This is a genomic window from Variovorax sp. Soil_C_33 (genome assembly GCF_057656935.1).
The window spans coordinates 99,253-111,349 of sequence record NZ_JBDGJK010000018.1 but is presented as its reverse complement, the minus strand read 5'-3'; the positions used below and the strand labels follow the sequence as shown (position 1 = coordinate 111,349).

Here is a 12,097-nt window from a genome sequence, read left to right as displayed (position 1 = left end):
ACAGCCCGCCTTGTTCCGCTACTTCGAAAAACTGCTTCATCCCTATCCCCCCGCCGAACCCGCACTGCCGCCACTCGGCTTCTTCGCCTTTCTCTGGGCCTGCACCGAAGGCCTGCGCGGCAAGATCCTCGCCATGGCGCTGTTCACGGCCGCGATGTCGGCCTTCGAGGCGCTGCTGTTCGCGATGCTCGGTCGCATCGTCGACTGGCTCGGCGGCCAAGTGCCGGCCCGGCTGTGGGAAGAGCGCGGCGACACGCTGATGTGGCTGGCCGCGGCGCTGGTCGCCAGCATCGCGGTGGTGGCGCTGCAGACCGTGCTCAAGCACCAGACGCTGGCGGTCAACCTGCCGATGCGGCTGCGCTGGAACTTCCACCGCCTGATGCTGGGCCAGAGCATGGCCTTCTACCAGGACGAGTTCGCGGGCCGCATCACGGCCAAGGTGATGCAGACCGCGCTGGCGGTGCGCGAAACCGTGTTCGTGCTGGCCGACGTGCTGGTGGCCATGGGCGTCTACGTCGCGACCATGATCGTGCTCGCGGCCGTGCTCGATGCGCAGCTGATGCTGCCCTTCGTGATCTGGCTCACGCTCTACATCGCCATGCTCGTCTTCTTCGTGCCGCGGCTCGGCAAGATCGGCAAGGCGCAGGCCGATGCGCGCGCCATGATGACCGGCCGCGTGACCGACGCCTACACCAACATCGCCACCGTCAAGCTGTTCTCGCACACCCAGCGCGAGGCCGGCTTCGCGCGCGCGGCGATGAAGGAATTCATGACCACCGGCTACGGCCAGATGCGGCTGGTGAGCGCCTTCGAGATCGCCAACCACACGCTCAGCATGGGCCTGACCGCCGGCATGGCCGGCATGGGGCTGTGGCTGTGGTCGCAGGGCGCGGTCGGCGTCGGCGCGGTGGCCGCGGCGACCGCGATGGCGCTGCGCCTGCAAGGCATGTCGCACTGGATCATGTGGGAGATGACCAGCCTGTTCGAGAACATCGGCACGGTGCAGGACGGCATGAAGACGCTGTCGCGGCCGCGCACCGTGCTCGATGCGCCCGGTGCCGCCGTGCTTGCCGTTCCGCGTGGCGAAGTGCGCTTCGATCACGCGAGCTTCCGCTACGCCGACGGCGGCCGCCGCGTGATCGACGACCTCACGCTCACCGTTGCGCCCGGCGAGAAGATCGGCTTGGTCGGCCGCTCGGGCGCCGGCAAGTCGACGCTGGTCAACCTGCTGCTGCGCTTCCACGATCTGGAAAGCGGCCGCATCCTGATCGACGGCCAGGACATCGCGCACGTCACGCAGGATTCGCTGCGTGCCCACATCGGCATGGTCACGCAGGACACCTCGCTGATGCACCGCTCGGTGGCCGACAACATCGCCTACGGCCGCCCCGATGCGAGCGCGGCGGCGATCCGCGCGGCGGCCGAACGCGCCGAGGCGCACGACTTCATCCAGACGCTGGGCGACCCGAACGGCCGCCGCGGCTACGAGGCGCACGTGGGCGAGCGCGGCGTCAAGCTCTCCGGCGGCCAGCGCCAGCGCGTCGCGATCGCGCGCGTGATGCTGAAGGACGCGCCGATCCTGCTGCTCGATGAAGCCACCAGCGCGCTCGACTCCGAGGTCGAGGCCGCGATCCAGGCCAGCCTGTACCGGCTGATGGAAGGCAAGACCGTGATCGCGATCGCGCACCGACTCTCCACCATCGCGGCCATGGACCGGCTGATCGTGCTCGACGAGGGCCGCGTGGTCGAACAGGGCGATCACAAGTCGCTGCTCGCGCAGGGCGGGCTCTATGCGCGGCTGTGGGCGCACCAGAGCGGCGGCTTCCTGGGGGACGGCGACGACGAGTGACTCGCGAGTCCTACAGGGCCCGCAGACAGCCGACTACAGCTTGAAATCCTGTGCCTGTCACCCTGGAACCGTCTTCAACAAGAGGAGTCTTCGCCGTGAATTCCATCATCTACATCGTCGGGTTGGTCGTGGTCGTGGTCGCCGTGCTGTCCTTCTTCGGCCTTCGCTGAGCAAACACCATCTTCCTGTCTGCGCCCTTTCGCGGGCGCGGATTCCGGGGCCATCGCGGCCCCGTTTTTCATGGGGCGGCCGGCCAGGGGCGCCGGGCATAATTTCGCGCTCTCTTTGAAGGAAGCCGTTGAACCCCGCAGCGCAGCGCTTTGATTTTCAGGATGCGACGATCACCGAAGCCGTGCAACTGGTCGAAGAGGCCGGTCCGCTCGATGACGCGCAAGCGATGCGCGAGGCCATGGCGGTGCGGCCCGACGGCGGTGGCCGGATCATCGAACGCGCACGCCTCCTCGGCCGGCGCATCGGCCTGCTGAACGAACTGGAACGCGCCCGCGCCTGGGCGCCGTGGGTGCTGCTGGCGCTGGTCACGCTGATCGTCGCGGCCGGCCTCACGCTCGCCGGCAGCGTGGTCGGCGGCAGCGCGCGCAGCATCAACGTGGTGGTGGCGCTCGCCAGCCTGCTGGGCCTGCACCTCCTGACCCTGCTGCTGTGGCTGTTCGGATTGCTGGTGCCGCTGGGCGCCTTCAACGCCTCCTTCGGCTGGCTGTGGCTGGCGCTCACGGCCCGCGTGGCCGGCGGCAGGCGCGGCCAGGCGCCGATCCTGCTGCGGGCTGCCACGCGCCTCTTGGCCCGCGCGCGCCTGCTGCCCTGGGCGCTGGGCTTCGTGAGCCACGCGATCTGGTCGCTCTCCTTCGCGGTGGTGCTCGCCGCCCTGCTCTTTGCGCTGGCCTTTCGCAACTACACGTTGACCTGGGAGACGACCATCCTCGACCCGGCCTTCTTCGTGCGCGGCGTGCAGCTGCTCGGGGCGGCGCCGGCCCGGCTGGGCTTTCCGGTGCCGGATGCGCAGGCCGTGCTGTCGCCGCTGGCCGCCGCGGCCGGCCAGCGCGCCTGGGCGCTGTGGCTCACCGGCTGCATCGTGGTCTACGGGCTGCTGCCGCGTCTGTTCTTCGCGCTCGTCTGCGCGCTGGTCTGGCAGGCGCGCAGGAAGGCGCTCGCGCCCGATCTCTCGCAGCCCTACCACCGCCGGCTGCTGGCGCGCTTCGAAGCCATGGCGCCACGGCAGATCGTCGATGCCGACGCTGGCCGCCTGCTGCACGGCGCTGCCACCAGCCTGGCCGCGGGCGAGACCGCCGACACGCTGATGGCCATCGGCTTCGAGCTGCCGGACGAGCTGCCCTGGCCGCCGGCCGCGCTCGACGGGACGGGCGCGCAGGTGCTGCGCATCGACGGCAGCGCCGGCGCGCGGCGCGATCTGCTCGACACGCTGGCCCGGGTGCGGCCGCGCCGCGTGCTGGTCGGCTGCAACGCGGCTTCCAGCCCCGACCGCGGCACCGAGCGCTTCCTGCGCGAAGTGGCGTCGCTCAGCAGCGAATGCCGGCTGTGGCTGCTGGACGGCCAGCTGCAGGAAACGCGCGACCGCTGGCACGCCTGGCTGTCGGCCACCGGCCTGGAGCGCATCGCCGCCAGCGATACGCCGGAAGCCGCCTTGCGCGGATGGGCATGACGATGACGGAACCCATCCGCATCGCCGTCGTCGGCCACACCAATGCCGGCAAGACCTCGCTCTTGCGCACGCTGACGCGGCGCGTGAACTTCGGCGAGGTATCGCAGCAGCCCGGCACCACGCGCCACGTCGAAGCCGTCGAGCTGCTGGTGAACGGCCGCGCCGCGGTGCGTTTTCTCGACACGCCGGGCCTGGAAGACGCGGTCGCGCTGCGCGAGCACCTGGCCGCCTTCGACGACAAGGAACTCACGCCGCCCGAGCGCGTGCGCCGCTTCCTCCAGGGCCCCGAAGCGCATGGCGTCTTCGAGCAGGAAGCCAAGGTGCTGCGCGCCCTGCTCGAGGTCGATGCCGCCTTCCTGGTGATCGATGCGCGCGAGCCGGTGCTGCCCAAGTTCCGCGCCGAGATCGAGCTGCTCAACGCCTGCGCGCGGCCGGTGCTGCCGGTGCTCAACTTCGTGCGCGACGCGGCCAACCGCGAACCCGCCTGGAAGGAACTGCTCTCGGCCTACGGCCTGCACGTGGTGGTGCGCTTCGATGCGGCCGCGCCCTTCGTCGGCGCCGAGCGCGAGCTCTACCGCGACCTCGCCACCTTGCTGCGCGACCGGCGCGCGCAGCTCGACGGCGTGGCCGCCTTCCTCGAAGCCGAGTTCGCCAGCCGGCGGCAGGCCGCGGCGACGCGCATCGCAGAGCTGCTGGTCGACGCGGCCGCGCTGCGCCGCAACGTGTCGGCCGTCGAATTCGCCATCGAAAGCAGCCGCCAGCGGCTGATCGCCGCGCTGCAGAAGGACGTGTTCGACAAGGCCCAGCGCTGTGCCGACGACCTGCTCGCGCTCTACGGCTTCCGCGAAGGCGATGCCGACGAGGCGCCGCTGCCGCTGGTGGAAGGCCGCTGGACCATGGACTTCTTCCACCCCGAGGCGCTGAAGGATGCCGGCGTCCTGCTCGGCAAGGGCGTGGCCGTCGGCGCGGCGGTCGGCGTGATGGCCGACCTCGCGCTCCACGGCCTCTCGCTCGGCGCGGGTGCGGCGCTGGGCGGCGCCATCGGCGGTGCGGTCTCGCAGGGCCTGGGGCCGCTGGGCCGCAAGCTCGCCAACAAGCTGCGCGACGTGCACGAGCTCACGGTGGAAGACCGCGTGCTGTTCGTGATCGCGGCCTGGCAGTTGAAGCTCCTGCGCGCGCTGGAGCAGCGCGGCCATGCGGCCGTCGACCGCATCGCCGCCGGCACGGTGACGGCCGCCACCGAAGCGGCGCAGCGCCCGCTGGCCGAACTGGTGCGCGCCGCCCAGCCGGCACGCAGCCACCCCGACTGGGAAAGCGGCGCCCGCCTGCGCTGGCGCGAGGCGCCGCAGCGCCAGGATGTGGTGGCCCGCGTCGCGGAGCGCGCCGTGCTCGCCATCGAGAAGCTCGCGCCGGCTGCGGCATGATCTCGGAGATGCAAGACACCCGCCCCCTCGCGATCATCAAGCTCGGCGAGACCTTCGACGCGCTGCGCGAAGTCCACGGCGACTTCGAGCACTGGGTCGCGGCCGGCCTCGGCGCCACGCGGCTGCCGATGGTGGTGCTCGATCCGCGCCGCGGCGACACGCTGCCGCCACCCGAACGGATCTCCGGCGCCATCGTAACCGGCTCGCATGCGATGGTCTCGCACCGCGAGCCCTGGAGCGAAGCCACCGGCGCCTGGATGGCGCAACTGGTCGCCCGCGGCACGCCGGTCTTGGGCATCTGCTTCGGCCACCAGTTGCTGGCGCATGCGTTGGGCGGCGAGACCGGCAATCACCCGGGCGGCCTGGAGATCGGCACCGTCGAGATCGCGCTGGCCGACGCGGCAGCGGACGACCCGTTGCTGCACGGCCTGCCCGCGCGCTTCGACGCGCATGTGGTGCATTGGCAACGCGCGCTGCGGCTGCCTGAAGGCGCCGTGCTGCTCGCCGGCAACGCCTTCGAACCCCACCAGGCCTTCCGCGTCGGGCGGCGCGCCTGGGGCGTGCAGTTCCATCCCGAATTCGATGCCGAGGTCATGCGCGGCTACATCGAGCGCATGGCCGGCGAGTTGCAGGCCAATGGCATCGACCCGGCCGCGCTGCGCGAGCGCGTCGCCGGCACCGCGACGGCGGCGCAACTGCTCGGCCGCTTCGCCCGCATCGCGGAAGAACATGACGTCGGTGCGCGTACGCCCGCCTGATCGCGGGGCCCGGCATCGGATTGCGACTACAGAAAGCCCCCCGCGGTTGCGCTAAGGTGCAGCGCAGCTTTCCCTTCGAAAGAACAGCCATGGCCACCACCCCACCCGTCGCCGCACGGGCCCGCAAGCATTTCTCGATGATCCGCGGCTTCCACCTGGCCGACGTGTTCACGCTCGGCAACGCGGCCTGCGGCGTCGGCGTCGTGTTCCTTTCGATGGCCTATGTGGCGAGCCAGTCGCTCGCGCAGTTCCTCTGGGCCGCGGCGCTGGCGCCGGCCGCCTTCGTCTTCGACGTGTTCGACGGCCGCATCGCGCGCTGGCGGCAGACGCAGTCGGCGCTCGGCCGCGAGCTCGACTCGCTGGCCGACGTGATCTCCTTCGGCGTGGCGCCCGCCGCGCTGGCTTTCGCCGCCGGGCTCGACGGCGGCTGGGATTGCGTGATCCTGATCTATTTCGTCGGCTGCGGCGTGAGCCGGCTGGCGCGCTACAACGTCACGGCCGAAGCGCTCTCGGCCGGCGCCGACAAGGTCAAGTACTTCGAGGGCACGCCGATCCCGACCAGCGTGGTGCTGGTGGCCGTGCTCGCCTGGGCCGGCTGGCAGGGCCGCATCGGCGATGCGCTCTGGGGCGGCGTGTGGATGCTGGGGCCCTGGGCCCTGCATCCGCTGACGCTGCTGTTCGCCCTCTCGGGCACGCTGATGATCAGCAAGACGCTGCGCATTCCGAAGCTGTGATGCGCGCCGCCCGCGTCGTCGCTTGCGTCGCGCTGGGACTGGCTCTCTCGGGCTGCGCCAGCCTGCCCGATGGCGTCGAGCGCAACGCGTCGACCGCGCTGGCCGACACCGCCGGCACCCGCCTCGGCCAGGCGCTGGCGCCGGAGCTGGCGGCGCATCCGGGCCAGTCGGGCATCCTGCCGCTGGTCGCCGCGCAGGAGGCTTTCGCGGCCCGCGTGGTGCTGGCGCAGGCCGCGGAGCGCAGCCTCGACCTGCAGTACTACATCTGGCGCGGCGATAGCACGGGCCAGCTGCTGTTCGAGGCTGCGTGGCAGGCGGCCGAGCGCGGCGTTCGCGTGCGCCTCCTGCTCGACGACAACAACACCGGCGGGCTCGACGCCACCCTCGCCGCGCTCGACGCGCATCCGAACATCGAGGTCCGGCTCTTCAATCCCTTCGCGAACCGCGGCTTCCGGGTCGGCGACTTCGCGCTCGACTTCTCGCGCGTCAACCGCCGCATGCACAACAAGTCCTTCACGGCGGACAACCAGGTCGCGATCGTCGGCGGGCGCAACGTGGGCAACGAGTACTACGGCGCCGACCAGCAACTCGGCTTCCAGGATCTGGACGTGATCGCAGTCGGCCCGGTGGTGCGCGAGGTCTCGCGCGAGTTCGACCTGTACTGGAACAGCGAGGCCGCCTATCCGGTCGCCAGCCTGCTGCCGCCGGCGCCGGCGGATGCCGCGGCGCGGCTGCGCGAGCGATGGGCGCAGCTGCGGCAGCAAGCCGAGACGCAGCGCTACCTCGAAGCGGTGCGGCAGACCCCGCTGATGCGCGTGGTGGCCGAGCGCCGCGTCCCTTTCGAGTGGGCCGATGCGCGCGTCGTGAGCGATGTGCCCTCCAAGGTGCAGTCGGCGGCGGGCCATGAAGAGCAGCTCATGTTCCCCCTGCTGAAGAAGGCCATGGGCGAGCCGAAGCGCGAGCTCGACCTGGTGTCGCCCTACTTCGTGCCCGGCGCCGCCGGCACGCGCGAACTGGCCGCGCTCGCCGGAAAGGGCGTGAAGGTGCGCATCCTGACCAACTCGCTGGCCGCGACCGATGTGGGCGCGGTCCATGCCGGCTACGCGCGCTACCGCAGCGAGCTGCTCGAAGCCGGCGCCACGCTCTACGAGCTCAAGCCGAGCGCCGCCGCGCCGCCGCGCCCGGACGAGGAGAAGCGCCACAACCCGGGCGGAAGTTCGGCCGCGAGCCTGCATGCCAAGACCTTCGCGGTAGACCGCAGCCGCATCTTCGTCGGCTCGCTCAATCTGGATCCTCGCTCCGTGCATCTCAACACCGAGATGGGCGTGGTGATCGAAAGCGCCACGCTGGCCGAGCGGCTCGCCGTGGAGATCGACAAGGTGGTGCCGACGCTGGCCTACGAGGTGCGCCGGCCTGCGAATGGGCGCGGCATGGAGTGGATCGACCGCGGCCCGGCGGGCGAAACCCGTTCCACCACGGAGCCGGGGGCCGGCGCCGTGCGGCGCCTGTGGATCGACTTCCTCTCGATCCTGCCGATCGAGTGGCTGCTGTAGCAATGGCGACAGGGCGAACGCGGGTTATCACGCAACCGTCACCCACCGGCGCCAACCTCTAATCGACAGCTCTTTTTTCACTCCAGAAGAAGCCCATGACAGCCACGACCTCCTTCCGCCTCGCGCCGCTCGCCCTCGCGCTGGCCCTCGCCGCCTGCGCCAACGCGCCGCCGGCGGGCTCGCGCAACGTGACGATCGAACGCACCACCTACGGCATCGCGCACATCACCGCGCCGGACTACGAAGGCATCGCCTACGGCGTGGCCTACGCGCATGCGCAGGACAACGTGTGCCAGACCGCGGAACATCTGCTCACCGTGCGCGGCGAGCGCTCGCAGTTCCTCGGCGCGCAAGCCACCGGCGAACTCGGCCTGGGCCGGCTGCCGAATTCGCAGATCGATCTGTTCGTGCGCGCCCACATGGACGACGCCGCGCTGGCGCGTGCCGCCGCCGCCAACAACGAGGACGTCAAGGCCTCGTTGCGCGGCTACGTGGCCGGCTACAACCGCTACCTGCAGGACGCGGGCCCGAACGGCCTGCCCGAAGCCTGCCGCAACAAGCCCTGGGTGCGGCCGATGTCGCTGGCCGACCTGTCGCGCACCACCGAGATGTCGATGATCCAGGGCGGCATCGGCGCGCTGGCCGGCGCGGTGCTCGCGGCAGCGCCGCCTGCGCAGGGAACGCGGAACGCCGCCGCAGAGCCGGTCTCGCTGCAACAGGCGGTCGCGGAAATCGGCCGCCACAGCTTCAATGCCAACCCCGAGGGCGGCGAGCTCGGCTCCAACGGCTGGGCCTTCGGCCGCAACGCCACGCCCGACGGCCGCGGCCTGGTGCTGGGCAATCCGCATTTCCCGTGGACCGGCACCAACCGCTTCTGGGAGATGCACCTTACCATCCCCGGAAAGCTCGACGTGATGGGCGCCACCGGTGGACTGAGCCCGGTGGTCGCGATCGGCTTCAACAAGGACGTGGCGTGGACGCACACGGTCTCGACCGGCAAGCGCTTCACGCTCTACGAGCTGAAGCTCGACCCGGACGACCCCACGGTCTACATCGTCGACGGCCAGCGCAGGAAGATGACGACCCGGAACGTGAGCCTGCCTGCCGTCGGCGGCCCCACCCCGCCGAAGACTTTCTACGGCACCGAATGGGGCCCCGTCGTCTCGCTGCCGCGCGCCGGCCTCGGCTGGACCGCGACCACGGCCTACGCGATCCGCGATGCCAACACGCAGAACGTGCGCTCGGCTCAGAGCTGGATGCAGATGGCGCGCGCGCGCAACGTCGCCGAACTGCGCGCCGCCATGGGCAACCAGGGCATGCCGTGGATCAACACCATCGCGGCCGACCGCGAGGGCAACGCGATGTATGCCGATCTCTCGGTGGTGCCCGACGTGTCGGCCGAGATGCTGAAGCGCTGCGCGCCCTCGCCGCGTGCCGCCGCGCTGCTCAATGCCGCCGGCCTGCCGGTGCTCGACGGCTCGCGCTCGGCCTGCGCCTGGCATCGCGACGCCGCAGCCGCCATGCCCGGCGTGACGGCGCCGGCGCGCATGCCGGTCGTCGTGACGCCGGACTGGGTGCAGAACAGCAACGACAGCTTCTGGCTCAGCAACCCGCACATCGAAGCGCCCGGCGGCATCTCGCCGCTGGTCGGCTTCGTCGGCACGCCGCAGCGGCTGCGCACGCGCAGCGGCATCATGGAAATCGAAGCCCGACTGGCCGGCAACGACGGCCTGCGGGGCAACAAGATGGGCGCGGCCGAGCTGCAGAGCGTGATCTTCCGCGACCGCAACCTGGCCGGCATGCTGGTGCTCGATGACCTGGTGGCGGCCTGCAACGCCGGCGCCTCGGCGCTCACGCCGGACCAGGCGCTCGGCTGCCGCGTGCTCGCCGCCTGGGACCGCACCAGCAACAGCGCGTCGAAGGGCGCGCCGCTGTTCCGCGAGTTCTGGCGCAAGGCGAAGGACGTGCCGAAGGTCTGGCGCGTGCCTTTCGACTCCACTCGCCCGGTCGCGACGCCGGCCGGCCTCGACATGGCCACGCCGGCCACGCGCGATGCGGTCTTCAAGGCCTTGGGCGACGCGGTCGCCATCGTTCGCACCGCCGGCTTCGCGGCCGACGTGCCGCTAGCCGAGGTGCAGACGCGCATGGTGCGCGGCCAGAAGGTCGCGATCCACGGCGGCGACGAATTCGAAGGGGTGCTCAACAAGGTGGAGAGCCAGGGCCAGTCGCTGATCGATCCGAAGGGCTACAACATCAACTACGGCAGCAGCTACATGCAGGTGGTGGGCTTCGACGAGCGCGGGCCGGTGGCACAGGCCATACTGACCTACGGCCAGAGCAGCGACCCCGCATCGCCGCGCGCCTACGATCAGCTGCCGCTGTTCGCTGCCAAGCAATGGCACCCGCTGCCCTTCCATCGTGCCGACATCGAGGCGCAGCGCGTGGGCAGCCCCCTTCGACTCGCCTATTGAAAGGAACACGATGAACGACGGTCTGGATCAACTGGTGCGGCTGGCCGCCGCAGTGCCGCTGGCGCCGGCCTGCGACCACTTCTACTTCCTGCGCCACGGACAGACCGAAGGCAACGCGCGGCGCATCTTCCAGGCGGTCGACACGCCGCTGAGCGTGCTCGGCTTGCAGCAGGCGACGCGCGCGGCCGAACTGCTGGCCGGCGAGCCGATCAGGAGCGTGGTGTGCAGCGATGCGAAGCGCGCCTACGACACCGCGCATACGGTCGCGGGCGGTTTGCGCATCGCGCCGCTGGTGCAGACAAGTTTGCGCGAGCGCAATTTCGGCGCGCTGATCGGCACCTCTTCCGCCAACCTGAACTGGGCCTGCGAACCCGAGGGCGGCGAGACGCTGGCCCAGTTCGTCGCCCGCAAGCGCGCCGCGCTCGAAGTCGCACTGGCCCAACCGGCGCCGGTGCTGGTGGTGGCGCACGGCGGCTCGCTGCACGTGCTGGCGGCGCTGCTCGGCGTTCCCGCGGACCTGGAGCTGCTCGGCAATGCCCAGCCGCTGCGTTTCGAGCGAAGCGGTCCTACATGGCGGGTGAAGCCGCTCCTGCAACATGCGGATGGCGGCGCGTCGCTGGCCTGAGGGCTGCAGCACGCATCGCCCTCCACCACCATGGAATTCAAGGACTACTACCAGGCACTGGGCATCGAACGCGGCGCCTCGGACGACGAGGTCCGCAAGGCCTATCGCAAGCTCGCGCGCAAATACCACCCGGACGTCAGCAAGGAAGCCGACGCCGAGCGGCGCATGCGCGAGATCAACGAGGCCAACGATGTGCTGCGCGACAAGGAAAAGCGCGCCGCCTACGACGCGCTGGCCGACCAGGTCGCGCAGGGCCGCTATGCCGGCGGCCGCCCCGGCGAGGGCTTCCAGCCGCCGCCGGGATGGGACGAGGGTTTCGAATTCCACCGCGGCCCGGGCCAGGGCCCGGCCGACCATGCCGAATTCAGCGAGTTCTTTTCCTCACTCTTCGGCGCGGCCGAACGGCGCAGCGCCGAGCGGCGCCACTACCGCGCGCGCGGCGAGGACCACCATGCCGCCATCGAGATCGCGCTCGAAGACGCGCTCCACGGCGCCGAGCGCGAGATCACGCTGCGCTCGCAGGAAATCGACGACCAGGGCCGGCCCGAATGGAAGACGCGCACGCTCAGCGTGAAGATCCCCGCCGGCGTGCATCCGGGCCAGTACATCCGGCTCGCCGGCCAGGGCATGCCGGGCCACGGCGGCGAGCCGGCCGGCGATCTTTATCTGGAGGTGCGCATCGCACCGCACCAGCACTACCGCATCGAGGACCGCGACCTCTACATGACGCTGCCGGTGACGCCGAGCGAAGCCGCGCTCGGCGCCCAGGTCAAGGTGCCGACGCCCACCGGCGGCGTGGTCGAGGTGACGGTGCCGCGCGGCGCGCGCAGCGGCCTCAAGCTGCGGCTCAAGGAACGCGGCCTGCCGGGCAAGCCGCCCGGCCATCTCTACCTGCTGCTGGAGATCGCATTGCCGCCGGCCGATACCGAGGCCGCGCGCAAGGCCTACGAGCAACTGGCGCAGGCCGCGCCCTTGGACCCGCGCCGCCATCTCGGAGTGTGATGA

The 12,097-nt window shown here is 70.9% G+C and carries 9 protein-coding genes; all 9 read left to right on the top strand.

Annotated elements, in window-relative coordinates; all coding sequences use genetic code 11:
- Window positions 1-10 precede the first annotated feature (10 nt).
- The 9 genes from AC3A6B_RS24295 (at window position 11) to AC3A6B_RS24255 (ending at window position 12,094) form a co-directional block, all read left to right on the top strand.
- On the top strand, window positions 11-1,849 hold the full coding sequence (locus tag AC3A6B_RS24295) for an ABC transporter ATP-binding protein (RefSeq protein ID WP_487839208.1): 1,839 nt from the start codon (window positions 11-13) through the stop codon (window positions 1,847-1,849).
- Between the two features lie 298 nt (window positions 1,850-2,147).
- Complete coding sequence (locus AC3A6B_RS24290; RefSeq protein WP_487839207.1) at window positions 2,148-3,527, top strand: DUF2868 domain-containing protein; 1,380 nt, start codon at window positions 2,148-2,150, stop codon at window positions 3,525-3,527.
- Between the two features lie 2 nt (window positions 3,528-3,529).
- Window positions 3,530-4,951: a GTPase/DUF3482 domain-containing protein gene (locus tag AC3A6B_RS24285; RefSeq protein ID WP_487839206.1), complete on the top strand. Its 1,422-nt coding sequence runs from the start codon at window positions 3,530-3,532 to the stop codon at window positions 4,949-4,951.
- Between the two features lie 8 nt (window positions 4,952-4,959).
- A complete protein-coding gene (locus tag AC3A6B_RS24280) occupies window positions 4,960-5,709 on the top strand; it encodes a glutamine amidotransferase (RefSeq protein ID WP_487839205.1) in 750 nt (249 codons plus the stop codon).
- Window positions 5,710-5,798: 89 nt separating this feature from the next.
- On the top strand, window positions 5,799-6,443 hold the full coding sequence (locus AC3A6B_RS24275) for a CDP-alcohol phosphatidyltransferase family protein (protein WP_487839204.1): 645 nt from the start codon (window positions 5,799-5,801) through the stop codon (window positions 6,441-6,443).
- Entirely contained in the window at window positions 6,443-7,996 is a 1,554-nt protein-coding gene (locus AC3A6B_RS24270) for a phospholipase D family protein (protein WP_487839203.1), read from the top strand. The genes AC3A6B_RS24275 and AC3A6B_RS24270 overlap by 1 nt, the downstream gene beginning before the upstream one ends.
- 95 nt (window positions 7,997-8,091) lie before the next feature.
- A complete protein-coding gene (locus AC3A6B_RS24265; RefSeq protein WP_487839202.1) occupies window positions 8,092-10,467 on the top strand; it encodes an acylase in 2,376 nt (791 codons plus the stop codon).
- A 10-nt stretch (window positions 10,468-10,477) separates the two neighbouring features.
- A complete protein-coding gene (locus tag AC3A6B_RS24260; RefSeq protein ID WP_487839201.1) occupies window positions 10,478-11,092 on the top strand; it encodes a histidine phosphatase family protein in 615 nt (204 codons plus the stop codon).
- A gap of 30 nt (window positions 11,093-11,122) precedes the next feature.
- On the top strand, window positions 11,123-12,094 hold the full coding sequence (locus AC3A6B_RS24255) for a DnaJ C-terminal domain-containing protein (protein ID WP_487839200.1): 972 nt from the start codon (window positions 11,123-11,125) through the stop codon (window positions 12,092-12,094).
- Window positions 12,095-12,097 lie beyond the last annotated feature (3 nt).

Bases quoted from the DNA above. Each gene is read 5' to 3' on its own strand.
- AC3A6B_RS24285 (WP_487839206.1), top strand. From the start codon at position 3,530: ATGACGGAACCCATCCGCATCGCCGTCGTCGGCCACACCAATGCCGGC.
- AC3A6B_RS24280 (WP_487839205.1), top strand. From the start codon at position 4,960: ATGCAAGACACCCGCCCCCTCGCGATCATCAAGCTCGGCGAGACCTTC.
- AC3A6B_RS24275 (WP_487839204.1), top strand. From the start codon at position 5,799: ATGGCCACCACCCCACCCGTCGCCGCACGGGCCCGCAAGCATTTCTCG.
- AC3A6B_RS24270 (WP_487839203.1), top strand. From the start codon at position 6,443: ATGCGCGCCGCCCGCGTCGTCGCTTGCGTCGCGCTGGGACTGGCTCTC.
- AC3A6B_RS24265 (WP_487839202.1), top strand. From the start codon at position 8,092: ATGACAGCCACGACCTCCTTCCGCCTCGCGCCGCTCGCCCTCGCGCTG.
- AC3A6B_RS24260 (WP_487839201.1), top strand. From the start codon at position 10,478: ATGAACGACGGTCTGGATCAACTGGTGCGGCTGGCCGCCGCAGTGCCG.
- AC3A6B_RS24255 (WP_487839200.1), top strand. From the start codon at position 11,123: ATGGAATTCAAGGACTACTACCAGGCACTGGGCATCGAACGCGGCGCC.